Genomic DNA, 24881 nt, shown 5'->3' with positions numbered 1-24881 from the left:
CAGTACACCATCATCACGGATCGTCATCCGTTATAATGGAAAACCGATCAGCTGGCCGTCTCCGGCACCCTCACCGGGTCGCCCAATACATGCATCAGCCGATTGGCCCAGCCAAACAGAGCGGATGAAAGGATCAGGTCCAGCACCTCGGCCTCGTCCAGGCCGGCGGCCTTCAGGGCCTCCATATGTTCCGGACCGGCGCGCGACGGGCTTTCCGACAGCGCCACGGCAAAGTCAAAGATCGCCCGGTCACGCCGCCCCAGGTCCGCCCGTGCGCCATCGCGGAACAGTTTGTCGGTCACATCGGTGGATTTCTCCAGCTGTGCGTGACGCGCGGCATGCACGGCGGCGCAATAGATACAGTGGTTGACCATCGAGGCCCCCAGCGCACCCAACTCCCGCTCGGCCCGGCTCATGCCGCCCCGGTCATACATGATGCCGTTGAACAGCGGCGAGCGCACCTTCAGGCTCTCGACGTCATGCGCCAGCGTCAATACGTATTCGGACACCTTCGTGTTCGAGGGCGTAACCTTGAGCGCGTCCAGCTGCTCATCGGTCGCCGCTTGCAAGTCGACAGGTTTCACGCGCGGCTGCCAGTGCGGCACGTTCCGGGTGAACTTCGTGATCACCTTGGTCATGCATAAGCCCTCTTCATCAGGCGCAGCCCGGAAATCACCCGGATCTGATACGCGAGAAAGGCATTCAACTCACAGAGGCGCACGATATCGGCGTCAGCGATCCCCGCCGCCTGCAAGTTCGAGATATCCGCCGCCGCGACATTGCGGGTGTCGGTCGCCACCTTGTCCATGAAAGCAACGACGGCCTCCAGCCCCTCTGCGGCTCCGCCATGCGACGGCTCCGCCAACGGCGCATAGGCGCCCGCGCCAGCGAGATATTGACCGGCCAGCGCGCGCTCGTTGTTCTGCACCGCGATCCTCGCCGCCAGCGCCGCCCGCAGTTCATGTGACCACGGCCCGCAATCCCGCGGCCGCAGCACCGCCTCTTCGGCGGCTTGGGTCATTTGAAAGATCTCGGCGCGCCCCTCGACGACGCCGCCGGGGGCGCCGCTCAGCCCCGCGCAATTCAAGGCGGTCGTATCCATAGCCATCAGGCCACTTTCCCTTTCTGTTCTGCGCATTCAAGCTCGGACGGGATCCATTCGCTGCCGTCGAGTTCCGGCTTTTCGTAATCCAGCATCGCCTGCCAATGCTCGGCCACGTCTTCGGCATAGAGCTTCGCCGCGACCGCGCGCGCCATCCAGCCCGCGCCTTCGGAGATGCCGGGAATGTCTCCGCTGACTTTGCCGAGGCTGGCCGATGAGCCGTAGTTGAAGCAATAGACATTGGAAAGCCAGGGTGCCCGTCCGGGCACCTTTTCACGGAAGGTGAAGTCGTCGTTCAGGTACGGGAAACGCCCCAGATCGCGCGACGGCTCATCCGCCGGCGGCGTGTACACGTCTTCCCAAAGCAGGATATCGCCTGCCGCCTCGCCAAACTCGGTCCGCGACAGCGGGTCAATGGTGAAGCCGGTGCCGAGGATCACGAAGTCCGCCTCGTAGAATGTGCCATCGGCAAACCCCACCGTGACCGCGTCATCGCGCTCGACAGTGGTTTCCACGCCCTTGTCAAAGTGGAAATAGGCGTTGGGATGACGGCTGACGCGGTTGGTGGAGCCATGCGGCGGCGGCGTCTGCGTGGCGAAGGAATACTGCATGAAACGCCAGCGCCACTCATCCGGCAGACTGGCATAACCGGCTGTAAAACCGAAGGAACCGATTCCCATCATCTTGTTGATGGTCGGCATCTCCTTGCGGCGGATCAGGTGGCGCACCTCGGCGGCCCCATGCTCCAGCGCCTCGGCGGCATTGTCCACGGCCGAGGCGCCCACGCCCACGACCGCCACGCGTTTGCCCTTCAGGGCGCCGAAGTCGATGTCGTCCGCACTATGCGCCCAGAACCTGCGGTTCAGCCCCTTCACAAAGCCCGGAATGTTGGGCTGGCCGGTGCCGTCGCGCCCGGTGGCAAAGACCAGCTTGCGGGTCAGGATCGAAGTCTCTGCCGCGCCCGACAGATGCAACCGCAGCAGATCGCCTTCGGGCTCCACGCGGTCGACCGACACGCCGTTTTCCGTGGGGATCTCCAGCACCTTGCGATACCATTGAAGGTAGTCCATCCACATCCGCCGCGGGATCTTGTCCAGCGCGTCCCATTGTTCCGTCCGGAACTGCGCCCGATACCACGCCTGGAAACTCAGCATGCCGTGGCCATAGGCCGGGCCGGTCAGTTCCTTGGGCGAGCGAAGCGTCTCCATCCGGGCATAGGTCAGCCACGGACCTTCCAGCCCTTCCGGGCTGCGGTCCAGAACCCGCATGTTGTGAATGCCGCCGGTCTTCAGCGCCAGCCACGCCACCATGCCGCACATGCCGCCGCCGATGATCACCACATCGCGGACGCCCGCACGCGGCGGCACCCAGTCCTTGCCCGGCCAGCAAAGGAATTTCAGGTTCTCACGCAGCCGCGCCTCCAGCGCCGGCAGGCCCTGGCCGTCAATCGGGGAAGCGGTATCCTGTGTCATGTGGTCTTTCCTGTAAGTCGTCGGTTTCGTCGCGGCAGGCAGGATCAGGCGGGCCGGCTGACGGACCAATCCGGGTGGAGATCATCGATATGAAAGGTATGGGCATGCCGGCGCGCGGGCCCATGCGCGGGGGTCTCTTGCAGATGCGGATGGTCGTGGGCCAATTCTGGATGGTCGTGTTCGCGGGTCAGCGGATCCGCAGCGGGCCAAACCAAAACCGCCAGCGCGGCCACGCAAATCGTCAGCCCCGACAGGATCAACAGCGCCGGTTCAAGCCCGGCCCGCGCCCCGAGCTGACCGGCCAGCGGATAGGCCACCAGCCATCCCGCATGGGACAGCGAGAACTGCGCCGCAAAAACCGATGCCCGGCCCCCTGCCCCGGCAGAGCGCGCGATCACCAGACCGCCCGGTGTCAAAACCAGCGATGCCGCCAGTCCGAAACCAACCCAGAGCGCCATATATCCAGCATAGCCAAGCGGCAGCACGATGACGAGACCGAGGGCGGCATGCAGCACGGCGCCCGTCGTCATGGTACGGCGCTCTTCCAGGGAATGGATCAGCCGCGGCACCAGAACCGCACCGATCGCCGCACCAAGGCCGTAGAACGCCATCAGGATCGGGAAATGCTTCTCCGCATCGCCCAGACGTGCCCCGGCCAGCACCACCGAGTTGACCAGAACCCAGGCCATACTCAGCGACAGGGCGAAATTCAAAAGGAACAGCCCGCGCAAACGCGGTGTTTTGCGGTAGATCGCGAGCCCGCGCAGCGCCCGTTTCAGGAATGGCCCCTTGCGCCGGTCGCCGGACTCCGCCGGGAAGCGCGTAACAAGCAGCGCCGCGATGGAGCCAACAAAAGCCGCTGCCGCCGCCCAGAACAGAAACTCGCCCGCCACGACCTGCAACACCATCGCCGCGATCACCGGAGAGAGCACCGATTCCAGCGTGTAGGCGATGCGCGACCAGACCAGCGCCCAGCTATAGGTCTGCTCGTCCGGCAGGACATCCGGGATCACCGACTGAAACAACGGCGTGAACCCGGATGACACCGCAAAGAACACAAGAGCCAGCGCTGCAATCTGATAGGTGTCCGTGGCGAAGGCCATCGGCAGCAGAAGCAGCATCCGCGCCACATCGAGACCTACCATGACCCGTTTGCGCGACCGCCCGGCAAACAGCGCTTCGGCCAGTGGCGACACGCCGACATAGGCCACCATCTTGACGGCAAGGAGAAACCCAAGAATCTTCCCTGCCGCCGCCGTACCGCCAATCCGGTACGCCGCTAGCGACATCGCCACCGTCATCAGGCCGATCGCCAGAAGCGAGAAGACCTGCGCGGCAAAAAGCGAGCGGAAGGCGGGATAGGCAATGGGGCTGATCCGGGCTGCGGTCATGAGGCGAGCGTTTCCTTGATTGAGCTTTCAGCATTGAACCTGGCGGTACTGGTATCGACCCGGTACTGGGCAGCATAGCCCGTCGCGGTCCGTGCCAGATCGTCCACCGCCTTGATAATCGTATCCGCCTTCTCATCGCTCATCAGAGCCGAAAGATTAAGCCGCACCCAACCGGGCTTGGCCGTTTCCTCACCCCTTTCCAACGCCGCAATCGTGGCATCGGACTCGGGCTTGCCCAGCCCCAGCAACCGGTGCCCATAGGGGCCCGCGCAGGCACAGCCGCCGCGCGCCTGAACGCCGGTCAGATCGCTGAGCAGGCGGGTGAAGTACTGGTGATGCACTAACCCCGCCTGTTCGTCCAGTACTCGGAAGGAAAAGATCGGCAGCGCCTTTGCACCGCGAATGCCCAGCAGCTGGATCCGATCATTCTGTTCCCACGTTTTCAGCGCCCGTTCCCGAAGTTCCGCCTGCCTCGCATCAAGCCAGTCCTGACCGAGCGCCTCTTTGACCAGCATGGCCAGCGCAACGCGAATGTCACCGGTCACGTTCGGCGTGCCGCCTTCTTCCCTCGCCGACAACTCGTCGGAATAGACATGTCCCCACGGGGACACAAAACTGACCGTGCCGCCGCCGGGGATCGTCGGCGTCTTGCGGCGCGCGATCGCGTCGCGGATCACCGCGACGCCGCTGGCGCCGGGACCGCCGGGAAACTTGTGCGCCGAAAACACGATCGCGTCCTTCTGCGCATCGGTTCCGGGTTTCATATCCATCTCGCAATAGGGACCGGCGCAGCCATAGTCCCACACCGAAAGCGCGCCATGAGCACGCAGCGCCCGCGTCACCGCATCCACATCGGTCAGGATGCCGCTCACATTCGACGCCGCCGAGAAACTGCCGACAATCTGCGCCGCGCCCTGCGCCGCGCCCAATGCGCGCCCGAGGTCGTTCATGTCGACGCCGCCACCGGGTGCTTCAGCAACGTCGATCACCTCGGCGCCGGTCTCGCGCCATGGCAGGATATTGGAATGATGCTCATAGGGGCCGTTCAGAACGACAACGCGTTGCCCGTCACGCACCAGACCGGCAAGGTCGAGCAACCCGACGATACGGTTGATCCCGGCGGTGGAACCCGAGCCGGTGAACACGACGCTCATCCCCTCGCCCGCGCCGGTCAGCCGGGCCACCTCGGCCCGCGCCGCTTCACGAAGCTTGGTCATGTACGCGCCGCAGAAAGATGCCTGCGTATGGGTGTTCGCGTAATAGGGCAGCACGCGGTCGCGGATGAAATCCTCGACCTGCGCCAAAGCACGGCCCGAAGCCACATAATCGGCGTAGATCAGCGGGCGCGACCCGAACGGCCCGTCGATCTGCGCATCCTCGCCGATCAGCCCCCTGCGGATCCGGTCGTGAATGTCGGCGCCTTGCAGCGCAACCTTGAACGTGTCGAGCGCAGTCATGTCATCCTCTGGTTGGATGAGATTGATTCTGACGCAATTTTTGGAAAAATCTTCACATTAATTCACAGTTGCTTTCGTATTTTTGGGTCATATAATCGAATTATGGCACATAAATTGGATCATTTTGACTATCGCATCCTCGAGGAGCTGCAGCGGGACGCAATGCAATCCCAGCGTGCGCTTGCCGACAAGGTCGGGCTGTCACAAAACGCCTGCTGGCGCCGCCTCAAGGCGCTCGAGGCCTCCGGGGCGATCCGCAACCGCACGGTTGTCATCGACCGCCAAAGCCTGGGTGGCGGTTTTGTGGTCTTCTCCCTGATCAAGACGCGACACCATTCGGCGGAGTGGCTGCGGCAGTTCCGCAAACATGTCTCGGCCATCCCCGAGGTGATCGACTTCTTCCGCATCGGCGGCGAGTATGACTACCTGCTGAAGATCGTCGTCAGCGACATGGCCGGATACGACAAGGTCTACAAACGGCTGATCGAGAACATCGAGCTGGAAACCGTGACATCTTACTTCGCCATGGAAGCCATCGAAGAGCAACGTCCGATTCCCCTCAGATAACGTCCCGCCCGGGTGCCGGCATGTGTGTGCCCCCTCGCGGGCTTGCTGGTGTTGGGCTTCTGGTGGATCGGCATCAGGCGCATGAGCCGTATCAGCCGCCGGATGCGCTTCTGGTTCACAGGATGGCCCTCTTTCTGCAGGTGCCAGGTCTTTAGCTGGGCGCCGTAGAACGGGGTTTCGAGGAACTGCCGGTCAATCAACTGCATGAGCGCCAGGTTCATCCCGGTCTCGCCCTGCGGCGCGCAGTAGAACGACGACCGCCAGATCGACAGCAGCCGGCATTGCGCCCCGAATCTTCGCTGGAGCGACAGCGTCACGATTGCCAGGCGCGCGTGGCCCGAGTTGAAGGGGAACGGCGGGCACGGTCTTGCCAACCTCAAGCGGACCTTGAACCTGCAGTTTCACCACCACGATGCGGGTGAAGATGCCCGCGCCGCCGCAATGGTCGTGCTGCGTGCCGAAACGCAACTTCAACTGCCGTTTGAGGAGTTGATCAGGCCGGCCGTCAGAAACCGCTACTCGCCCGCCATCGCTAAGACCGGCGATCCCGCCGGGGTCCTCGCGGGTTCTGTAGTGGTCTTCACAGGGGCTTTGAGCATGTCACGGAACGAAGCAGCCGAGCTTGCCGTCCGCGCCGGCATGACCGTGAAAGCTGGAGTGACCAAGCAGACATCGCATCTGGTTGTTGGCGATCAGGACCTGACGGTTCTTGCCGGGCATACCAAGAGCAGCAAGCACAGAAAGGCTGAAGAGATGCAGAGCGCCGGGCACGACGTCCGGATCATCAGCGAAAGCGAGTTCAAGGCCCTTGTGGCCGACGCCGTGGCCCGCTGACCCTCCTATTTTGGTTCGTCCCCGGTGCCGCAAAGCCTCCTCCATCGTGATCTCGCGCGGCACGCCGTTGCGCGTCACCGTCAGGGTCTTGTCGATCACCACGTCGAAGGCCGAGGCCTGTCGCGCCGGCGCCTTCCTCGGACGCCCCTTCGGGTTGCCGCCATTAGCGTCGTGCCCGAGCCGAGAAAGAGATCCAGGACCAAGTCGCCATGCCGCGTGACGTCACGGATCGCGTCCGCGACGAGACCCGTCGGCTTCACCGTCGGATGCAGCGCCAGGTCTTCGCGTCGGCTGGCCGCGAGATCTACGGCGATCTTTTGAACCTCTGCATCTGAAACAAGTCGAATGCCGGGATGGGCTCGCGCTACCGGTCGAAGCACGAGCTGGTCTTCGTCTACCGGGTAGGGACGGCCCGGAGCGACAGCGGGAACCGGACATACATCATCACGGCCAGTCGGATGATCTCGGTGCCCGTCCTGAAATAGCGGAAGGGCGATCGTTTCGTCATCCCGAAAGGCTACGTGACCACCCTGCCCGCCTCAAGCCAAGTTTGTCTGACAAGACGACGGTGTGTCGTGCAGGCGAAATTGCTCCATGGCATCAGTCTCTCAGATACAGTTGACCTTCGATTGCTACGCCAACCGAATTAAGCGATCGGTCAAAAAGACTGACCGAAGCCGGCAGACCGGGGGCGATCCTCCCAAGTGATTTTTCTCTACCAAGCGCTCGCGCGGGGTTCACGGTTGCGGTTCGAAGTGCCACGAGAGGGTCAATACCCGCAATGGCAACGACGTTGCTGACTGATTGATCCATCGCGATATGCGCGCCCGCCAGAGTGCCATCTTCACCCGTAAGCCGCCCGTCGCTGAGCGTAATGTGGCGGCCATGCAGATCGAAACCTTGCGAGGCGCCCGCAAGGGTCAGCATTGCATCCGTGACCAGGCAGAGCCGATCGGCGGCGGCACGCAGCGATATTCGGAGGGCATGAGGTCCAACGTGATGGCCATCTGCTATCAAGCCGGCAAACAGGCGGTCTCCGGCCAGGACTTCGGAGACGATCCCGGGAGTGCGACTGTTAAGGCCTGGCATCGCGTTCCAGAGATGTGTGGCACCGCGCATCTGTTCGAGGTGTTCGGGCCGCGCCTCCGAGTGCCCTGCGAACAGGATGATCCCGGCGGCGGCAAGGCGGTTCAGTTGTGCCGGCTCCTGACATTCGGGTGCCAGCGTCAGCAGAATCGGACCCGGAAAATCGCGCGCCTCCCGCTCCAGCGCGATCACATCGTCCTCCGCCAGCGGGCGGATCGAGGACGGGTCATGGATGCCCGGACGCGCCGGCGACAGGAAGGGCCCTTCGAGATGAATGCCTGCAATTCCCGGCATCCGGTCGTCCATCGCCTGCCGCACCGCCGCAAGCGCCTGCAGATAGGATTGCCCTTCGGCAGTGATGAAGGTCGGCAGGATGTGCGCCGTGCCGCCCTCGCGCGCACCGGCGGCGATGCGTGCAAGGGTCGCGGGCGTCGGGTCGAAATTGAATTGCGCATCGCCGGCGCCGTTGATCTGCATATCGATCATGCCTGGCGCCGCTACTGCAACGTGAACGGCTTGATCGTTCCGTCGGTCCCCCGCGGTCGCTGCGCGCAACTCGGTGACCATACCGTCACGCAGGACAATTGCGCGGTCCGTCTGAAAGACCGACGTCACCCCGTCGAAAAGACGCTTGGCCAAGATCAGGGTCTCAGTCAAAACGGGTTGCCTCGCCATTGGGGTGAACGTGCTGGTAGTAGTCGGTCAGCCTGAGTCCTGCGGCCGCATCGCGATCAAGCACCACCGTCGCCCGGGCATGCAGCTGGAGCGCCGAGGCCGGACAAACCGCCGAGACCGGCCCCTCGATCATAGCCGCGACCGCGGCGGCCTTGGAGCTGCCGGTCGCCAGCATCAGGCATTCACGGGCATTGAGGATAGTGCCAACCCCCATGGTCAGCGCATAGCGCGGGGCGGTTTCGTCGGGACCGAAATACTGCCGGTTGGCGGTGCGAGTGCTTTCGGTCAGGGTCTTGATCCGCGTGCGCGAACCCAGCGACGAGGTAGGTTCGTTGAAACCGATATGCCCGTTCTGGCCGATTCCGAGCAATTGAAGCGAGATACCGCCCGCGGCATCGATCCGCGCCTCGAATGACTCCGCTTCCACGTGAACATCGTCGGCGTCGCCGCGCGGCAGATGCGTCCGCCTGAGGTCAATATCGACATGCCGAAAGAGCGCTTCGCGCATGTAACTGTGATAGGATGCCGGATGGTCCGGTGCGATCCCGACATATTCGTCGAGGTTGAAGGTGGAACAATCAGCGAAGGACAAATCCGTTTCGCGGTGCAGTTTGGCCAGCCGCTCGTAAAGCGGCAGCATCGTGCCGCCGGTCGCCAGCCCGAGGACCGGTGCCGAACGGCCGCGAACATGTGCGGCGATCATGTTCGCCGTGCGTTCGACGGCGGCATCGTGGGATTTGCAGATCAGCACTTTCATGGGTGGTTTCCTCAAGGAAAAAGCGCGCCGAGAAGGGCGCTGTCCTGGCCAAGTGTCGCGGGCGCGATCGGCACACGGAACAGCGCAGGCTCTTCGGCAAGGTGCGCAAGAACGCAGGGCAAATAGCCGTTAGCCAAGCCGACGCTGCCACCGATTGCGATCCGATCGAGGCCGAAGATAGCGGTGAGGTCGGCGCAGAGGCGCGCGACGGTCGCGGCGGAGCGGTCGATGGCGCGCGACGCGGCCTCGGTGCCGGCGGCGAATGCCTCCTTGGCATCGGCGGTCCCGGCGGCAGCAGCGATGGCCCGGCCGGAGGCAGTGGATTCGACAGTTCCGCGCCGGCCCGAGCCACAGAATTCGCCACCATAAGGGCTTGAAACAAAACCCACATGGCCGGCGAGGCCGTTGGCGCTTTGCAGAAGCCGCCCGCTTAGGACGACTCCGCCGCCGACTCCGGTGGAAACGGTCAGGTAGGCAAAGTTCTCGGCCCCGACACCGGCGCCAAGCAGCGCTTCGGCCAGCGCCGCGGCGGCGGCGTCGTTGCGCACGCTTACACCGGCGCCGAAGCGCGAACGCAGCTGATCAAGCAGCGGCTCGCTATTGATGCCCGGCAAAATGCTGGCATTTACGGCCTGCCAACGTCCGGCCGTATCGATCCGGCCCGCGACGGCTGTGCCGAGCCGCATGCCTGGCTTGAAGCCGAGCCGGTCCAGAAGCCCGGCCATCGACTCGATCTGGGCCAGAAATCCAGCTTTGCCATCGGTTGGCACCTGCACTCGGTCGACGATGCGTCCCGCGACGATCCGCGCGGCGGCGGTCTTGGTGCCGCCAAGGTCGACTGCAAAGCCTTCGATCATTGCTGCCTCCGCACCACTTCGCAGAACCAACTGGTCATGATTTCAAGCCGGGTTAGGGCGCTGCCCACCGTGACGGCATCCGCGCCCGCGACAATCGCTCGCGCTGCGAGTTCGGGCGTGTTGAAACGCCCCTCGGCCATTACAAACGCGCCGAGTCCCCGGCAACGGCTTACAAGTTCCAGATCGGGGCCATCATTGCCAATCTCCGTTTCCGCAGTATAGCCAGACAATGTCGTGCCTAGGATCGCCGCCCCTTCGGCAAGTGCGGTCTGCGCGTCCGTCACGGTCGCACAATCTGCCATGGCGAGCGCACCTTGGGCGAGGATAGCCCGCACAATATCCTGGCGACGGTCGGGCCGAGGTCGTGGCGTCGCGTCATAGGCGACGATATCGGCACCCGCCGCGATCAGCGCCCTGGCATCTTCGACGGTCACGGTGATGCGCACCGGACTGTCGGGCAGATCGCGCTTGACGATGCCGATGATTGGCACTCGCACCAGGGGCCGCGTCGCCTGCAAATTGGCGATGCCCTCGATCCGCAGCCCGGCCGCGCCGCCGGCGACTGCCGCCCGGGCCATCGCGGCCACGATCTCGGGGCGGTCCATCGGCCCACCGTCGACGGGCTGACACGACACCACCAATCCGCCCTTGAGCTGTTCAATCACACTCATTTCATCAGCCCCGGCAGCCCCGTTGCGAGGATCGGGAAAATGCAGACCAGAATGAGGACGACGATCGGCGGGATCAGCCAGGGCAGGATGGACCAGGCCAGCCGCTGATAGGGGATCTTTCCCACCTGCGCGACCACGAACAGCGCCATGCCCATGGGCGGGGTCAGGATCGAGATCATGAGGTTGAGCACCACGATGATGCCGAAGTGGACCGGATCGATGTCAAAACCCACAGCGATCGGCACCAGGATCGGTACTACGATCAGCAGGATCACCAGCGACTCGATGAACATGCCGAGCGCGAACATCAGCAGGTTGACTGCGATCAGGAAGCTGACTGGACCGTCCGCGACCGCCAGGAACATCGACGCGATCTGCTGCGGCGCCTGTTCGCGGGCCAGCACGAAGCCAAGCAGCGCTACGCCGGCGATGATCGTGCCGATACCCGCCGAGGTCACGGTGGTCTCGTACAGCGCATCCCATAGGCGGCGCCAGGTCAGCTCGCGATAGAAGATCAGATCGACGAGGATCGCGTAGACCACGGTCACGGCCGCGGCCTCGGTGGGCGAGAACCAGCCGCTGAAGATACCGCCGACAATCACTGCCGGCGTGAAAAGCGCCGGGAAGGATCTGACGAACAGACGGGCCACCGTCGGCAGGCCCGGCCAGGTGTCGCGCGGATAGTCGCGGCGACGCGCGATCACATAGACCATCACCATCAGCGCGGCGGCGCACAAGAATCCCGGCACGACACCGCCGAGGAACATCTTGCCGATCGAGGTGTTCGAGATCACGCCGTATAGCACCATGGTGATCGACGGTGGCACCAGCGGGCCGATCATCGACGAGGCGGCGGTGACGGATCCCGAAAAGTCGTCGTCGTAGCCGGCATTTCGCATCGCCTCGATTTCCATTTTGCCCAGACCGGCCGCATCGGCGAGGGCCGAACCCGACATCCCGGAAAAGAAGAGGCTCGCCAGCACGTTCACATGGCCGAGGCCGCCTCGGATATGGCCCACCAAGGCACGGGCGAAGCCAAAGAGAAGATTGGTGATCCCGGCGCCGTTCAGGATCGCCGCAGCGAGGATAAAGAGCGGCACGGCGAGCATCGGAAAGCTGTTCAGCCCGTCGACCATGCGTGATACGGCGAAGGCCAGACCGATGCCGGACCAGTAGAAATAGCCCATCGACACCATGATCATGGAGATCCCGATCGGAACGCCCACGAGGACCAGGATCAGCCAGGCAACGACGATGATCAAAAGGGTCATTTGGGCACCTCCACATCCTCGGGGTCATGACGATGACCTACGCCGATCAGTCGACGCACAAGGCGGTTTGCGACCAGGACCATTGCCACGAAGCCCGAGGCGTAGAGAACGGCGTCGGTCAGGGGCAGGGTCACGGCCTCGTTCGACCAGGTGCGCAGAATGGTCTTCCAGCCGATCCAGATCAGGTTGAGGACGACCCCAAGATAGACGAGATCGATCAGTGTCAGGATGGCGAAGCGGAGCTTGCGTCGCAGGCCCTCGACAAGGAACGCCATGCGAAGCTGCCCGTCGTTGCGCTCGACCTCTGCAATTCCGATCATCACCATCCAGACCCAGAGCCAGCGCGCGGTTTCTTCGGTCCAGACCGGGCCGACAAACAATGGGGTGCGGCCGAGAATCTGGATCACCAGGACGGCGATAAGGATCGTGAAAATGACTGACGCAACGATGCCTTCGAGGCTGTATCTTCTAATCGGTTTCAACGACTTCCTCCCACAGAATGGGCGCCAGGGATCAGACCCCTGGCGCGAGGGGTCATTTACTGCCCTGTGACCGCGGCGATAGCGCCCGCACCGAATTCCGATTCGAGCGTGTCGTAGTAGGGCTGCATGGCGGCCTTGAACGGTGCGAGGTCGGGGTGGGTGATCGTCAGCCCCTTGTCTTCGAAGACCTTGAGCAATTCGGCCTCGCCGGTCGCCAGCAGGCCATTGTTCAGTTCACCGCCCGCGTGGATCGCCGTCGTCACCCATTCCCTCTCCTGCTCGGAGAGGCCGTCCCAGCTCGACTTGCCGAACAGGATCGCCGCCGAGGCGACGAAGTGGTTGGTGATCGCGATCGAGTTCTGCACTTCGTAGAACTTCTGCGCGTCAATCGTGGTCAGCGGATTCTCCTGGGCATCGACCTGGTTGGTTTGGAGCGCCAGATAAAGCTCGGCAAAAGCGACCGGAGCTGGCGTCGCGCCGACAGCTTCGGCATAGGCGATCAGGAAGGGCACGTTCGGCGTACGCAGCCGCAACCCTTTCATGTCGTCCATCGAGTTGATCGGCCGGTTCGACGTGGTCTGGCGAGTACCGTAATACCAAAGATCAAGGACGTGGATACCCTGCTCTTCGAACTTGCCGGCCATCTTCTGGCCCCAGGGCCCGTTCACGACGTCCTTGAGTTGGGCGAAGTCGCCGACGACATAGGGCGCACCGATCAGCTTCAGTTCCGGGATGACATAGGACATGTCCGGATAGCCGGTAACGACGATGTCCAGTTCGCCCGCCTGAGCCTGCTGCACCATCGCCTTGAAGTCACCAAGCGTGGCCGACGGAAACATCTTTACCGTCAACTCGCCGCCGGAGACCTCAGCCAGAACCCTGGCGAACTCCTCGGCGCCTTTGTAGACAGGGGTCGCCTCGTTGTCCTGCATCCCGAGCGTCAGCTCGCGCGCATCGATGCCCGTCGCAAACGCCATTGTCGCAACACCGGCAATAAGGAAGTTCTTGAGCAACATAGTCTTCTCCTCACTTTGCAGATTTGTCCGCCGCGATGGCGGGTTTCTTCATCGTCAATCGCGCCTGGTACGAACGGGCCAGGTGCCGTTCCATCACATCGGTCGCGATCGCCGTATCGCCGTTGACGACGGCCTCGAAGATCGCGCGGTGCTCGCCATGGGCGACGGCGTCGTAGCTTGCCGGATCGTCGACCGGCGGGCGCTGCGCCAGGAGGCCCGAGACAAACATGTCATGCAGGGTCAGGATCACCGGGTTGCCGACGATTGAGACCAGTTCGCGGTGGAAGGCGATGTCCGTCTCGGCGAAGTGAGGCCTGCCGATGGCTGCCTCGTTGCGGTCAAGTGCGTCCTGGAGGCGGGCAATCTGAATACGGTCGCGGCGCTTGGCGGCTTCCCGCACAGCCCCGGTCTCGATGAACAGGCGCGTCTGCTCGAGATGCGCGCCGCTCTCGGCGTCCCCGAGCAGGTCGCGGATATGCTCGCCGGCAGACTCAAGGATGGTCTGGATCGAGGGCCGGGTTGCGCGGGGCCGTCGGCCGCCACCGGCATCCAGGAAACCGCGCATCTGCATCTGCGCCAGCGCCTCGCGGATCGTCGGGCGGGAGGCATCGAACCGCTCTGCCAATTCGCGCTCGGTCGGCAATGGGGCGCCTACCGGAATATTCCCCTCGCGGATCTCGGTGATCAGCGCCAGCGCGATCATGCTCGGCATACGCATCGAAGTTGATTCTTCGGTCATGCCCCCCCTCCGGATGTGTTCGCACGAACATTCTGGTAATACCAAAATAATATCTTGTCAAACCAAAATACACATCTATTCTTACCATAAACTCATCGGAGGAACCCATGACCAAGATACTTTCGGGGATGTATGCCGCCCTGATGACTGGGCTTGCTGACGACGGCGCCTTCAGCCCGGACCGCCAGCGCGCGCTCGACGAATATGTTCTGCGCCAAGGGCTTACTGGCCTCTATGTGGGCGGCAGTAGCGGCGAGTCAGGTCTGCTCGATGTCGAGGACCTGATCGAGCAGCAAGCCGTGGTCGCGGCCGACGCGAAGGGCGTCACGCTGATCGCGCATGTCGGCGCGCCTTCCGTTCGCGATTCGGTTAAGCTGGCAAAGAACGCGGCGCGGCTCGGCTATGCCGGCCTTTCGGCCCTGCCGCCACATTCCTATCCGTTCACCGATGCCGAAATCCTCGGCTACTACTCGGAGCTTCAGGCGGCGACGGACCTTCCGCTGATCGTTTATGAAGTGCCGATCCGCACCGGCCGGCCGATCGGGCTCGAGGCGCTTGTCGCAATCATGGACTTGCCCAACGTGGCGGGCATCAAGTTCACTTCGACCGATATGTTCAAGCTGTCGATGCTGCGCCGGCGTTGCCCGGCCGCCACGCTGTTCTTCGGCTTCGACGAGGTATACCTATCGGGCGCGGTGCTTGGCGCCGACGGCGGCATCGGCACCACCTACAACCTTCTGGGCAAACTTTATGCCGCACTCGACCGCGCCATCCGTGCGGGCGATCTGCCTGAAGCTCAGCGTCTGCAGGACATCTCGGCAGTGTTCGTCGAGGGCCTGCTCGACACCGGCGTATTGCCGGGGATGAAGGCGGCGTTCCGCGCCATCGGCATCGATGTAGGCCCCACGCGCGCGCCCATGGCGATGCGGATCAGCGACGGCGCCGAGAGGATGGAGAAGCTCGTCAGGCGCCCGGAGATTGCGGAGTGGATCAGTTGATCGGCACGGACCGGTCCGGCTTTGCGGCGCCGACGTGCCGCCGAACTCGCCCGGCCGCGACGGGGCGGCGCCCGCAAGCGTGAATGGAGCCGTCATGACGAAGGCCTGGCCAGACTTGCCCGTCGCGATCAAGAATGGCTTTGCCGCGCGCATCGATGACACGATCTACACCGGTCTCGGCAGCGCTGGCCTGCGGAGCTTCAAGCTGGATCTGCGCAACCGCGGCGCTGGGTGGCAAGACCTGGCGCCCTTCGCCGGGCCGGCGCCCAGCCAGCCCGCCGCCGCAGCGTCGGGCGGGAGAATCTACGTGTTTTCCGGTTCCGGGAAGGAATGCCGGGATGTCGGATCGCCGATCGTGTTCGACACCGTCCATTGCTATGACCCCGCGCGCGACCTTTGGGAGCGGATCGAGACGGCCACCCCCGCTGGCCTGCTCGGGGCCTCGGCGGTGACGCGCCGCGACGGGTCGATCGCCCTCTTCGGCGGGTTCAACAAGGCGCTGTTCGACCGCTACATGAGTGACATCGCCGCCATCGACAAGGACAGCGAACCGGACCTCTGGAACAGCACGCAGTGCGCTTTTATGGGGATGCCGCCCGAAGCCTATCGCTGGAACGGCCGCGTCCTTCTGTTTCATCCGCATTCGAACGAATGGTCCGACCTCGGCCGCTCGCCCTACCTGCCGAACGCTGGTGCGGCACTGATCGAACTTGGGGAACAGCGGGTGGCGTTGATCAGCGGTGAAGTGAAGCCGGGCCTGCGCACCGACATGGCGAAGACCGTGGATTTATCCGGCGATACGGCGGTGTGGCAGGCGCTTCCGGCGCTGCCGCCCGGTCATGGCGGATCCCGCCAGGAAGGCGTTGCCGGAGCGTACTCCGGCAGGATCGGCGAGCGACTGATCGTTGCGGGCGGCGCGGCCTTTCCCGGCGCGCGAGACGCGGCCGATCGCGGTCGGTGGTTCGCGCATGAAGGTCTGGCCAAGACGTGGAGCCGCGACGTGTTCGCCTTTGCCGAGGGCAAGTGGACCTTCGTCGGTCGGCTGACCGAGGGCTTGGCCTACGGTGCAAGCTTCAGCCTGCCCGAAGGCGTGTTGATTGTCGGCGGCGAGGACCGCAAAGGCAACGCTCGCTCCGAGGTGTTTCTGCTCTCGGTTGAGAACGGCGCAATCGTCGAGACCCGCTGAAGTCGCCAATGGTCGATGAAGCTCGGTTCGGCTGGCGAGGTTTTGGCGTCAGTCCCGTCCTGTTTGCCTTGCGACGAAGCCGTTCACGGAGCTGCCAGACGAATTCGAACTCGTCTTCGCTAATCGGGTTGCACACGTGAAGTCCTTCAGGCGGCTTTACCGCGCTGGCATCTGTGTCCCGGCCGGGTTCATTTTTCGCTCCGTGGTCGGTGCACCCGCTTGATCGGGGACCGCCACAAGTTGGGAGCAGAACAGGGTTGAACCGTCCCGGGTTTGCCGGAGGCTGATTTTGGTTAGTTACGCGGCCATGTCTTCAGTTTCCAGAGCCGCATAGAAGTTGGCTTCTGCTTCTGCTGGCGGGATGTTCCCGATGGGCTCGAGAAGTCGGCGGTTGTTGAACCAGTCCACCCATTCAAGCGTGGCATATTCGACGCTCTCGAAGCTGCGCCAAGGGCCGCGGCGATGAATGAAGATCATGCCGCTCAGAACCCGCCGGTCATCCACGCGCGGCTTGCGTTGGCTCTTCGGGCCGTGGCTCTTCGGAAAGAAGGGTTCCAGACGCGCCATCTGTGCTTCCGTCAGCCAGAAAAGGTTGCTCATCGGTCAGTCTCCCGGCGGAGGCTGAATCACGACGCGAGCCGATGATCAATGGGTCCTGACCCTAGGCTGGCACGTTCATAATTTCGTTTTTGAATCAATAGACTTGCACGCCGGCGGAGGCCCCTACCGCCGGAGCCAAATCCCCCTCTGACCCTTCTGCCCGGCGCAATGTCGCCGGGATGTCCACGTTGTCGCGACTCTGGAAACCGGGGCGTGATGCGGCGCGAAATATCCCTGACAGCGCCGAATTTCGCGCTATAGAGGGTGGAATTGAAAAAGTCGTTCGCATTCAAGGATCAGGCAGGTTTCCCGATGTCCCGGATAGCGGCTCAAGGCCAGGAACGACCGGCGGATGCGGCCCGCGGTCCGGGGGGCGGGGATGTGCCGACGCTCAGCATCGTGGTCGCCGCCTATAACGAGGAAGACGTCCTCGACCTCTTCTTTGCGCGCCTCGAGGCGGTTCTGGGCGGGCTCGGCGAAAGCTACGAGATTGTCTGTGTCAATGACGGCAGCCGCGACCGCACGGCAGAGATCCTCGCCGCGGCGCGGGCGCGGGATGAGCGGATCCGGGTCATCAACCTCGCGCGGAACTTCGGCAAGGAAGTTGCCATGACCGCCGGGCTCGACCATGCAAGGGGGCGTGCGGTGGTGCCGCTCGACGCCGATCTTCAGGACCCGCCGGAACTGATCGCCGAATTCGTTAGGCTTTGGCGCGAGGGGAACGATGTCGTCTACGCGGTTCGCAATGCCCGAGATACCGACAGCTGGATGAAGCGGACGACGGCGGCCGCGTTCTATTCGATGCTGAACCGCGTCTCGAACGTCGAGATCCCGAAGAATGCCGGCGATTTCAGGCTGATGGACCGGCGTGTCGTCGACGCGCTGAAGGGCTTGCGCGAACGCAACCGGTTCATGAAGGGCCTTTTTTCCTGGGTCGGGTTCCGCCAGACGAGCGTCGAATACGAGCGGCCTCGCCGGGCGGCGGGCAAGACCAAGTTCAACTACTGGAAGCTCTGGAACTTCGCGCTCGACGGGATCACGGGCTATTCGACGTTGCCCCTGCGCGCCGCGACGTATTTCGGACTCGCTTTCGCGGTGCTTGCGATGCTCTACGGCGTCTACCTCCTGATCCGGACGATGATGTTCGGTGCGGATGTGCCGGGATATGCCTCGACCATGGTCGCTGTGATCTTCATGGGCGGGATCCAGCTTTTTGTTCTGGGGATCATCGGCGAATATCTCGGGCGGCTCTACAGCGAGGCGAAGCAGCGCCCGCTCTACATCGTCGAAAGCGCGATGGGGTTCGACGATGTGGAAGAGTGACCGGGCTTTCCCCGGCGAGGTTTGGGCCATCGCAGCGGCCGCTTTGCTTTACGTGCTGACGACGGCCTACGGGGTTCTGAACGACGGCTTCCATTCGGACGACTGGCGCCATGTCGCCGGCGTCTCGCCGCTCTGGACCGCCGTCGAAGGTCGCTGGGTGCTCGAAGTTATCTTCCGCGATCTGCTTGGGGAGCGCTTCCTGCTGCCGGTGCAGCTCGCGCTCGCCTTCCCCTGCCTTTACTGGGTTGCCCGGACCCTCGCCCGACATGCGGCCCCCGAGGCTTGGCAGCCTTCCGCGACGCTCGCGATCTTCGCGGTCGCGGCCAACCACATCTTCCTCGCCGATGCCCTGAGTTTCGCGAGCAACGTCTTTGCCTATCCACTGGCGATTGCCCTGTCGGTCGGGGCGTTTGACCTGATTGCCCGGGTCGAGAACCGGTCGCCGGTCGCTCAAGGGGCGGCAATCCTTGCGGCGGCGCAGCTCCTCGCGCTCAGCCTTGGCATCTATCAGACCTACGCGGTCGCGGGGCTTATCGTGCCGGTGTTGGCGCTTCTGCGGATCGACCGGGTGACATTCGCCGGCGCGGTGCGCCTTGCGGTATTGGGGGCCATTGCGTCGGTTCTGGCGATCGCGCTCTATCTCGGGGAATGGCGGCTTTACGCCGCGCTGAAAGGCGTCGCCATCGTGTCGGAGCGGTTCAGCGGCACCGATGCGGCGGGGTTCACCGCCAAGCTTGATGCGTTGCCGGCACTGGTGCGAAGCCTCCATACCGGGACACTGATGGTCCTACCCTTCGTGCTTCGGGCGACGATGGGGCTTTTCTCGCTGGCCGCGATCGCGCTTTTCGCGGTGGCGGCCTTGCGGGCGCTGGCAGGGACGGGATCAATCGGTGCGAGGGTGCTCCCGGTCCTGCGGATCGGCATTGGCCTCATGCTGGCGCTCTTCATTTTTCCGGTGCTCTTCTGGCTTGGCTACGAGGGCGACCCGCCCCCGGCCCGTGCCTTCGGCTATATCGGGTTCTGGATCGCGGCGATCTTCGCTCTCGGGCTGACGCTGGCCGGGGCCGAAGGAAAGACCGGTCGTCGCTTCCCCGCCGGACTGGCCGTCATGGCGGCGGTCGGCGTGGTCTTCGCCCTGACCTCAAGCGCCTTCTGGTACGACAGCGCGCGGGTCGGCGCCCGCGACAAGGAACTGGCCCGCGCCATCGACGCCCGGCTGGCTGCCCTGCCCGGCTATGCCGGTCCACCCTTCCGCATCGTCGGTGGCGTCGACTACCCCGATCTGTCCTGGGGCAGCCTCGCCGGCTGGTCGAGCTTTCATGCCGGCAATCCCCGCCTTGGCATCTTCAAGGAACTCTACGGGCGCAGAGAGGACACCGCCTCCCTGCCCGTCAGTCCACGCGCCTGCCATGCCTTCCCCGCCGCCGACGCGGCCTTCGTCCATCACGGCATGGCCTATCTCTGTCTCGAGGACTTCCAGCCCTTCACGGCAGAAATCGCCTGTGCGCCCCTCGCCGCTGGCGGCGAGATCTGCCTCGGCCCGCATGTCTTCGTGCATATCGCCGACACCTGTCTTGCGACCGGACCCGACGATCCCGAGATGCGGGTGGCATTTCATTACGAGGGCCGCAGCTTTTCGCCCGAGCGGTCGTTCAGCGTGGCGAGCTTTCCGATTCCCATCGGCGGCAAGTGCTTCACGACCGCCCTCGCGCCCGGTCAGACACGGCTTGCCGCGCTCAGCGTCCTGGTCCGGGGTGCCGATGGCAAGGTGTTGTCAGAGGAACGGATAGACCTTTCGGCGTTGCGTCCTTACGCGGCGCCTTAGTCCGGGCCCTTGATGCCCTTCGGCCGGCGGTCGCGGCTGGCGCGCTCCGTCACGCCGTCGCTCGCGTGACTGATAGCGACATCTGCGGCGATGGCGGACGCCTCGGAACAGTCGTCGCGGCGAACCGTCAGAAATCCGCCGGCGGCGTCGCGGTGCGGCGGGGGTTGCGGAAGAACGGCCGTTCCACGATCCGAGCGCGGGCCATGCGGCGCTGCCAGACCAATTCCCGTTGCAGATAGATCTCGACCCAGAGGTCACTCCCCGCCTCGTAATAGGACGCGTCGAGCCACGCATAGGCGATATTGCGCTTCACCGTCGGCGACCAGAGGGCGGAGGTGACGAAGCCGACCTCCTTCTTCTGGCGGTGATAGACGAGCGCATGATGCGCGGGCTTGTCGCGGTCGATCTCCATCGCGACGAGCTTGCGTTTCGGTTTCTCCTCCGCAAGGCGCAGCAATGCGCGGCGGCCGTTGAAATGCGGCTTGTCGAGCGCGACCAGCCAGTCGAGGCCAAGCTCATAGGGATTGCGCGCGCGTCCGGGGCGCAGGTGGGTCTGGGAAGAGACGAAATCGACGCGCGGCAGAAGAAACCTCGCCTCGATTCGCGCCATCTCCACCGCCTCGTAGCCGATGACCCGGATCCCGCGCAGATGTCCCGCCTCCATCATGTGATCCCAGATCAGCAGCGCGTCCTCCGGCGCCATCCAGAGTTCATAGCCAAGGTCGCCGGTAAAGCCGGTGCGGGAGATGGTGAGAGCCTTAGCTTTGACCTTGAACTCCCTGATATCGAACGGCTTCATCGTCTCGACACCGGTCAGGCCCATATCCTTCAGAACCGCGCAGGAGGTCGGACCCTGCAAGGCGAGACCGGAAATCCGGTGGCTCACATCCTCCACCGTGACGTCGAACCCCCAGGCGATGTCGTCGAGCCAGGCGAGTTGCGGTTCCTGACAGCAGAGGCGGAAGTCCGTCTCGGAGAACCGGAACACCGTGCCGTCATCGACGACATTGCCGTCCTGATCGCACCATATGACATAGGCCACGCGGCCGGGCTTAAGCTTGCTGATGTCGCGGGTGACGAGGCGGTTGACCACCGCTTCCGCATCGGGTCCCGAAATTCGGTATTTCATCATCGGCGAGATGTCGAAGACCGTCGCCTGATTGCGGATGGCGAAATACTCGAACTCCACCGAATCGAGGACGGACGCGGAGGCGAACCCCATCCAGTTCATCCAGCCACGCTGGTGGTTCGCGGCCGCGACCCGGTCGTGAAAGGGCGTGGGCTGCAATCCCATCGGCACCGGCGGATGGGCTTTCCTCATCGCCGTCATGTCGCGGCCCTCCCGTCCTTCAAAGCCCGACCGGCCGCGTTCCAGCCCGGCGCGCCGGAGATGTCGCCGCCCGGATGGGCGCCCGCGCCACAAAGATAGAGGCCCGCGACCGGCATCCGGTATTGCGCGGCGCCGCCGAAGGGGCGCAGCATCAGCATCTGGTCGACGCGGAACTCCCCGTGATGCCAGTGTCCGCCCGGCAGGCCGAAGCGCGCCTCGATATCGGCGGGGGTGGCGATCGCGGTATCGGTGACGCGCTTCGCGATACCGGGGAGCGCGTCATCGAGAACGCCAAGGACGGAGGCCGCCAACTGCGCGCGGTCGGCATCGATCCAGCCGCTTTTCAGGGTGCGGGGAACGAACTGGGCACTGACCGACAGGCTGGGATTGTCGCCGGGCACGATGGTGCATTCCAGGATCGGCCGGGCGGGAAGCGCACGGTACTTGGCCGCGTTGAAGGCGGTTTCGATCGCCCGCATGTCCGGGGCGATCACCAGCCGCTGGCCAAGATCGCCCGCGCCCAGCCCTTCCACCTCCGGCATGGACGAGAGCGCGAGATCGAGCCGCGCGACCATGCCCTCGGTCGCCATCAGCCGGGCCCGGCGGGCGTCTTCGGAGTCGATCTCGGCCACGCCGAGAAGATCGACCAGCGTCCGGCGCGGATGCGCGTTCGAGAGAACGAGCGGCGCGCGAAACTCCTCCCCGCCCGCGAGGCGCACACCGGCAACCCGGTCATCGTCGCCGACGAGAATGCGCTCGACGGGTGCGCCAGCGCGGATCTGGCCGCCCGACTCCTCCACCGCCTTCACCAGCGCCTGCACTAACGCCTCCGGCCCGCCCAGGGGGATCGCCCGCTGCCCGGCAGCGCCGGCCCCCTGACCCGCCATGCGGTAAAGAAGCGCCAGAACCGTTCCCGGCGACCGCGGCCCCATCGCGCCGCCCAGCGTCGCATCCATGGCCAGCGCCGCCGCCAGCGGACCGTCGCCGATCTCGTCGTTCAGAAGATCCCAGGCATTCGACAAAAGGATCCGCAGAAGGTCGCGCATGTCGGCCTTGCCGAGCATCCGCACCGACAACCCCATCCGCCCGAGGCTGATCAGATCGGCGACCCCGCCATCGCTGAGACGCGGCGGCACCTTCAGGAGCATCTGCCCAAGCGCGCCGGCCTGTTTGACCAGCCGCCGATGCAGCCGGGCGTAATCCGCCGCCATCGCGGCATCGACGCCAGCGGCGTTGCCGCCGTCGATCCGCACCGGCGCACCGCTCCCGAGGACAATGGTTGTCATCGGCTTGTCGTAGCTCAGCCCGTGGCGGTGCAGCGCGAGGGTCCGGGCGATGTCGGGATGCAGGCCGGTCGGCATCGGCGCGATGCGCATCCCGCCCGACGCGCCGAGAAGCCCGCCGGGACGGTCCTGCGCCTCCAGCACCAGCACCTTCCGGCCCGCCTGCCCCAGCCGTGCGGCCGCAACGAGGCCATTGTGGCCCGCGCCGATGACGATCGCATCGACGCTCATGCCGCCGCCCCCATGTCGATGCGCTTGCCAAGGTCTCTCAACACCTCGCGCGCCGCATTGGCCCCCGGCGCCCCCATGACGCCACCGCCCGGATGGGTCGAGGAACCACACATGTAAAGCCCCCCGATGGGCGAGCGGTACTGCGCATAGCCCGGCACCGGCCGGTTGAAGAGAAGCTGGTCGAAGGTCAGTTCGCCCTGGAAGATGTTGCCCTCGGTCAGGCCGACCTCGCGTTCGATATCGGCGGGGCTGCGCACCTCCTTGTGGACGATGAGGCTTTCGAAATCCGGGCTGTGACGCGAAATCTTGTCGATCACCGTTTTGGCGAAGGCTTCCCGCTTGGCATCGTCCCAGGCGCCATCGGCCAACTCATAGGGCGCGTATTGCACGAAGATCGTCGCATAGTGCTTGCCCGGCGGCGCCATCGTCGGGTCGATCTGGGTCGGGATAAGAAAATCCACGTAAGGGCTTGATGACCAACGACCTTCCTTCCAGTCGTCATAGGCGCGCTCGATCTCCTCCATGTCGTCGAGGAAGTGGAGATCGCCCCGCAGGAAGCGCGCGCCCTTCGGGGCGGCATGGAACGAGGGCATCCCGTCGAGCGCGATATTCAGCTTGCCCGACGACCCCCGGAATCGGTAGCGCTTCACGCCCTTGAGGAAGTCCTCGGGCAGGTCGGCCGCATCGGTGTGGTCGACGAAGGTCCGCCGCACGTCCATTCCCGAAACCACGGTCTTCGCATGGAACTCGTCGCCGTTCTCCAGCACGACCCCGGTCACCCGGCCGTTCGATACGAGGAACCGGTCAAGGCCGGATCCCGCCCGGATCTCGCCGCCAGACGCGTGGAAACTGTCGGCCATCGCCCGCGTGATCGCCCCCATCCCGCCCCGCGCGAAGCCCCAGGCGCCGATCGCGCCGTCAACCTCGCCCATGTAGTGGTGCAGGAGCACATAGGCCGTGCCCGGGGAATACGGGCCGAGCCCGGTGCCAATGATCCCCGATCCGGCGAGATGCGCCTTGACGATGTCGGTCTCAAGATATTCGTCGAGGAACTCCGCGATCGACATGGTCCAGAACCGCACCGTCTCGGCCATGTCGCGCTCGCCGAGATCGTGGAAGCGCTTGCCGATATAGAGAAGCTCCGACAGGTCGCGCGGGCGGAACGAGGCGGGGTCGGGGGCGGTGCGCAGGAGAAGCGGCTTGATGAACCTGCACTGCTTCATCACCGCGCGGGAATAGCGCTCATACCCGTCGGCATCGCGCGGATTGTGGCGGACAAGCTCGCGCCGAAGCGCATCATGGTCCGAGGAATAGTTGAAATACTCCCCCTTCGAATTGAACGTGGCGCCACTTTCGTAAGGAATGACCTGCAGCCCGAATTTCGGCAGTTCCAGCGCCCGGATGATCTCAGGGCGCAAAAGCGAGCAGACATAGGAACAGTTGGAATAGGTCCAACCCGGCGTCAGCTCGCGACTGACCGCGGCGCCGCCGACATAGTCGTTCTTCTCGATCACGAGGGCCTTCAGCCCGGCCCGCGCCAGGAAACAGGCGGTCGTCAGCCCGTTATGCCCGGCTCCGACGATGATGGCGTCGTAGGTCATCCCCCCTCCTGCGTTCCTGCGCTTTCCCTCCGACTAGCATTTTCTGAGCGTCCAGTCAAAATTATTTCTGAGCGAATGGTCAATAAATTGACTTTGCCGACATGGTCTCTAAGATCGCACCAACTGC

General features: G+C 64.2%; 25 protein-coding genes and 3 pseudogenes. 7 read left to right on the top strand and 21 right to left on the bottom strand.

Translation table 11 applies throughout. The features are described from left to right. Positions 1-47: 47 nt before the first annotated feature. Genes V5734_RS10705 through V5734_RS10685 form a run of 5 tightly spaced genes read right to left on the bottom strand, consistent with a single transcriptional unit; the run spans position 48 to position 5422 of the window. Positions 48-638: a peroxidase-related enzyme gene (locus tag V5734_RS10705; RefSeq protein WP_347313485.1), complete on the bottom strand. Its 591-nt coding sequence runs from the start codon at positions 636-638 to the stop codon at positions 48-50. Beyond that, entirely contained in the window at positions 635-1108 is a 474-nt protein-coding gene (locus V5734_RS10700) for a hypothetical protein (RefSeq protein WP_347313484.1), read from the bottom strand. Before V5734_RS10700 ends, V5734_RS10705 begins: the two co-directional genes overlap by 4 nt. Further along, positions 1108-2574 carry an NAD(P)/FAD-dependent oxidoreductase gene (locus tag V5734_RS10695; RefSeq protein WP_347313483.1) on the bottom strand — a complete coding sequence of 489 codons (1467 nt, stop codon included), beginning with the start codon at positions 2572-2574 and terminating at the stop codon, positions 1108-1110. The genes V5734_RS10700 and V5734_RS10695 overlap by 1 nt, the downstream gene beginning before the upstream one ends. Before the next feature lie 44 nt (positions 2575-2618). Further along, positions 2619-3965, bottom strand: coding sequence for an MFS transporter (locus V5734_RS10690; RefSeq protein WP_347313482.1), 1347 nt, complete (start codon positions 3963-3965; stop codon positions 2619-2621). Beyond that, positions 3962-5422 carry an aminotransferase class V-fold PLP-dependent enzyme gene (locus V5734_RS10685; RefSeq protein ID WP_347313481.1) on the bottom strand — a complete coding sequence of 487 codons (1461 nt, stop codon included), beginning with the start codon at positions 5420-5422 and terminating at the stop codon, positions 3962-3964. Before V5734_RS10685 ends, V5734_RS10690 begins: the two co-directional genes overlap by 4 nt. Positions 5423-5524: 102 nt before the next feature. Between V5734_RS10685 and V5734_RS10680 the strand changes: the two genes are divergently transcribed. Further along, positions 5525-5989, top strand: a complete 465-nt coding sequence (locus V5734_RS10680; RefSeq protein ID WP_347313613.1) for an Lrp/AsnC family transcriptional regulator — start codon at positions 5525-5527, stop codon at positions 5987-5989. Here V5734_RS10680 and V5734_RS10675 read toward each other — a convergent pair. Beyond that, the gene (locus V5734_RS10675) at positions 5938-6363 is read right to left on the bottom strand and encodes an IS3 family transposase (RefSeq protein WP_347313480.1); all 426 of its coding nucleotides are present in this window, start codon (positions 6361-6363) and stop codon (positions 5938-5940) included. The two genes, V5734_RS10680 and V5734_RS10675, sit on opposite strands and share 52 nt — an antisense overlap. A 13-nt stretch (positions 6364-6376) precedes the next feature. Here V5734_RS10675 and V5734_RS10670 point away from each other — a divergent pair, with 13 nt between their 5' ends. Then, a complete protein-coding gene (locus tag V5734_RS10670) occupies positions 6377-6823 on the top strand; it encodes a BRCT domain-containing protein (protein ID WP_347313479.1) in 447 nt (148 codons plus the stop codon). 95 nt (positions 6824-6918) lie between these two features. Here V5734_RS10670 and V5734_RS10665 read toward each other — a convergent pair whose 3' ends face one another. Continuing rightward, a complete protein-coding gene (locus V5734_RS10665; RefSeq protein WP_347313612.1) occupies positions 6919-7083 on the bottom strand; it encodes a DNA methyltransferase in 165 nt (54 codons plus the stop codon). Here V5734_RS10665 and V5734_RS10660 point away from each other — a divergent pair. After that, positions 7033-7158 carry a hypothetical protein gene (locus tag V5734_RS10660; protein WP_347313708.1) on the top strand — a complete coding sequence of 42 codons (126 nt, stop codon included), beginning with the start codon at positions 7033-7035 and terminating at the stop codon, positions 7156-7158. The genes V5734_RS10665 and V5734_RS10660 overlap by 51 nt on opposite strands. Before the next feature lie 71 nt (positions 7159-7229). Here V5734_RS10660 and V5734_RS10655 read toward each other — a convergent pair. The 9 genes and pseudogenes from V5734_RS10655 to V5734_RS10615 all read right to left on the bottom strand — a co-directional run. Beyond that, a pseudogene (locus V5734_RS10655) lies at positions 7230-7331 on the bottom strand (IS6 family transposase); the annotation flags it as partial. A gap of 92 nt (positions 7332-7423) precedes the next feature. Further along, entirely contained in the window at positions 7424-8548 is a 1125-nt protein-coding gene (locus tag V5734_RS10650; RefSeq protein ID WP_347313478.1) for an N-acetylglucosamine-6-phosphate deacetylase, read from the bottom strand. A 10-nt stretch (positions 8549-8558) separates the two neighbouring features. Beyond that, positions 8559-9341: a glucosamine-6-phosphate deaminase gene (gene nagB, locus V5734_RS10645; protein ID WP_347313477.1), complete on the bottom strand. Its 783-nt coding sequence runs from the start codon at positions 9339-9341 to the stop codon at positions 8559-8561. Between the two features lie 11 nt (positions 9342-9352). Then, positions 9353-10198 carry an ROK family protein gene (locus V5734_RS10640; RefSeq protein ID WP_347313476.1) on the bottom strand — a complete coding sequence of 282 codons (846 nt, stop codon included), beginning with the start codon at positions 10196-10198 and terminating at the stop codon, positions 9353-9355. Further along, entirely contained in the window at positions 10195-10869 is a 675-nt protein-coding gene (locus tag V5734_RS10635; RefSeq protein WP_347313475.1) for an N-acetylmannosamine-6-phosphate 2-epimerase, read from the bottom strand. The genes V5734_RS10640 and V5734_RS10635 overlap by 4 nt, the downstream gene beginning before the upstream one ends. Next, on the bottom strand, positions 10866-12140 hold the full coding sequence (locus V5734_RS10630; protein ID WP_347313474.1) for a TRAP transporter large permease: 1275 nt from the start codon (positions 12138-12140) through the stop codon (positions 10866-10868). Before V5734_RS10630 ends, V5734_RS10635 begins: the two co-directional genes overlap by 4 nt. After that, positions 12137-12622, bottom strand: a complete 486-nt coding sequence (locus V5734_RS10625; protein ID WP_347313473.1) for a TRAP transporter small permease — start codon at positions 12620-12622, stop codon at positions 12137-12139. The genes V5734_RS10630 and V5734_RS10625 overlap by 4 nt, the downstream gene beginning before the upstream one ends. A 56-nt stretch (positions 12623-12678) precedes the next feature. After that, positions 12679-13638 (bottom strand): sialic acid TRAP transporter substrate-binding protein SiaP, encoded by a 960-nt coding sequence (locus V5734_RS10620; RefSeq protein WP_347313472.1) that lies wholly within the window; start codon positions 13636-13638, stop codon positions 12679-12681. 10 nt (positions 13639-13648) lie between these two features. Continuing rightward, positions 13649-14377, bottom strand: a complete 729-nt coding sequence (locus V5734_RS10615) for an FCD domain-containing protein (protein WP_347313471.1) — start codon at positions 14375-14377, stop codon at positions 13649-13651. Positions 14378-14505: 128 nt separating this feature from the next. Here V5734_RS10615 and V5734_RS10610 point away from each other — a divergent pair, with 128 nt between their 5' ends. Next, positions 14506-15375 carry a dihydrodipicolinate synthase family protein gene (locus V5734_RS10610; RefSeq protein ID WP_347313470.1) on the top strand — a complete coding sequence of 290 codons (870 nt, stop codon included), beginning with the start codon at positions 14506-14508 and terminating at the stop codon, positions 15373-15375. A gap of 94 nt (positions 15376-15469) precedes the next feature. After that, positions 15470-16561: an N-acetylneuraminate epimerase gene (locus V5734_RS10605; RefSeq protein WP_347313469.1), complete on the top strand. Its 1092-nt coding sequence runs from the start codon at positions 15470-15472 to the stop codon at positions 16559-16561. A 297-nt stretch (positions 16562-16858) separates the two neighbouring features. Here the strand turns inward: V5734_RS10605 and V5734_RS10600 are convergent. Together V5734_RS10600 and V5734_RS10595 are read right to left on the bottom strand one after the other, a co-directional pair. Continuing rightward, positions 16859-17029: pseudogene (locus V5734_RS10600) on the bottom strand (IS3 family transposase); the annotation flags it as partial. After that, positions 17006-17161, bottom strand: a pseudogene (locus tag V5734_RS10595) (transposase); the annotation flags it as partial. The pseudogenes V5734_RS10600 and V5734_RS10595, both read right to left, overlap by 24 nt. Before the next feature lie 381 nt (positions 17162-17542). Here V5734_RS10595 and V5734_RS10590 point away from each other — a divergent pair. Together V5734_RS10590 and V5734_RS10585 are read left to right on the top strand one after the other, a co-directional pair. Continuing rightward, positions 17543-18484: a glycosyltransferase family 2 protein gene (locus V5734_RS10590; protein WP_347313468.1), complete on the top strand. Its 942-nt coding sequence runs from the start codon at positions 17543-17545 to the stop codon at positions 18482-18484. Then, complete coding sequence (locus V5734_RS10585) at positions 18471-20309, top strand: glucosyltransferase domain-containing protein (RefSeq protein ID WP_347313467.1); 1839 nt, start codon at positions 18471-18473, stop codon at positions 20307-20309. Before V5734_RS10590 ends, V5734_RS10585 begins: the two co-directional genes overlap by 14 nt. A 127-nt stretch (positions 20310-20436) precedes the next feature. On the opposite strand, the gene V5734_RS10580 is transcribed toward V5734_RS10585, so the two are convergent. From V5734_RS10580 to V5734_RS10570, 3 genes are read right to left on the bottom strand one after another with little or no spacing between them, the layout of a single operon-like run. Then, positions 20437-21639, bottom strand: a complete 1203-nt coding sequence (locus tag V5734_RS10580) for an aminomethyltransferase family protein (RefSeq protein WP_347313466.1) — start codon at positions 21637-21639, stop codon at positions 20437-20439. Beyond that, on the bottom strand, positions 21636-23153 hold the full coding sequence (locus V5734_RS10575; RefSeq protein WP_347313465.1) for a phytoene desaturase family protein: 1518 nt from the start codon (positions 23151-23153) through the stop codon (positions 21636-21638). The genes V5734_RS10580 and V5734_RS10575 overlap by 4 nt, the downstream gene beginning before the upstream one ends. Continuing rightward, on the bottom strand, positions 23150-24754 hold the full coding sequence (locus V5734_RS10570; RefSeq protein WP_347313464.1) for a phytoene desaturase family protein: 1605 nt from the start codon (positions 24752-24754) through the stop codon (positions 23150-23152). The genes V5734_RS10575 and V5734_RS10570 overlap by 4 nt, the downstream gene beginning before the upstream one ends. Positions 24755-24881 lie beyond the last annotated feature (127 nt).

It is taken from the genome of Defluviimonas sp. SAOS-178_SWC, from assembly GCF_039830135.1.
In the GTDB taxonomy this organism is placed as follows: Bacteria; Pseudomonadota; Alphaproteobacteria; order Rhodobacterales; family Rhodobacteraceae; genus Albidovulum.
This window is presented reverse-complemented; position numbering and strand designations above follow the sequence as displayed.

Coding starts and splice junctions, on each gene's coding strand:
- V5734_RS10660 (WP_347313708.1), top strand. CDS start 7,033: ATGCCGCGTGACGTCACGGATCGCGTCCGCGACGAGACCCGTCGGCTT.
- V5734_RS10690 (WP_347313482.1), bottom strand. CDS start 3,965: ATGACCGCAGCCCGGATCAGCCCCATTGCCTATCCCGCCTTCCGCTCG.
- nagB (WP_347313477.1), bottom strand. CDS start 9,341: ATGAAAGTGCTGATCTGCAAATCCCACGATGCCGCCGTCGAACGCACG.
- V5734_RS10570 (WP_347313464.1), bottom strand. CDS start 24,754: ATGACCTACGACGCCATCATCGTCGGAGCCGGGCATAACGGGCTGACG.
- V5734_RS10705 (WP_347313485.1), bottom strand. CDS start 638: ATGACCAAGGTGATCACGAAGTTCACCCGGAACGTGCCGCACTGGCAG.
- V5734_RS10615 (WP_347313471.1), bottom strand. CDS start 14,377: ATGACCGAAGAATCAACTTCGATGCGTATGCCGAGCATGATCGCGCTG.
- V5734_RS10610 (WP_347313470.1), top strand. CDS start 14,506: ATGTATGCCGCCCTGATGACTGGGCTTGCTGACGACGGCGCCTTCAGC.
- V5734_RS10620 (WP_347313472.1), bottom strand. CDS start 13,638: ATGTTGCTCAAGAACTTCCTTATTGCCGGTGTTGCGACAATGGCGTTT.
- V5734_RS10575 (WP_347313465.1), bottom strand. CDS start 23,153: ATGAGCGTCGATGCGATCGTCATCGGCGCGGGCCACAATGGCCTCGTT.
- V5734_RS10680 (WP_347313613.1), top strand. CDS start 5,525: ATGGCACATAAATTGGATCATTTTGACTATCGCATCCTCGAGGAGCTG.
- V5734_RS10700 (WP_347313484.1), bottom strand. CDS start 1,108: ATGGCTATGGATACGACCGCCTTGAATTGCGCGGGGCTGAGCGGCGCC.
- V5734_RS10580 (WP_347313466.1), bottom strand. CDS start 21,639: ATGACGGCGATGAGGAAAGCCCATCCGCCGGTGCCGATGGGATTGCAG.
- V5734_RS10605 (WP_347313469.1), top strand. CDS start 15,470: ATGACGAAGGCCTGGCCAGACTTGCCCGTCGCGATCAAGAATGGCTTT.
- V5734_RS10635 (WP_347313475.1), bottom strand. CDS start 10,869: ATGAGTGTGATTGAACAGCTCAAGGGCGGATTGGTGGTGTCGTGTCAG.
- V5734_RS10685 (WP_347313481.1), bottom strand. CDS start 5,422: ATGACTGCGCTCGACACGTTCAAGGTTGCGCTGCAAGGCGCCGACATT.
- V5734_RS10640 (WP_347313476.1), bottom strand. CDS start 10,198: ATGATCGAAGGCTTTGCAGTCGACCTTGGCGGCACCAAGACCGCCGCC.
- V5734_RS10695 (WP_347313483.1), bottom strand. CDS start 2,574: ATGACACAGGATACCGCTTCCCCGATTGACGGCCAGGGCCTGCCGGCG.
- V5734_RS10585 (WP_347313467.1), top strand. CDS start 18,471: ATGTGGAAGAGTGACCGGGCTTTCCCCGGCGAGGTTTGGGCCATCGCA.
- V5734_RS10630 (WP_347313474.1), bottom strand. CDS start 12,140: ATGACCCTTTTGATCATCGTCGTTGCCTGGCTGATCCTGGTCCTCGTG.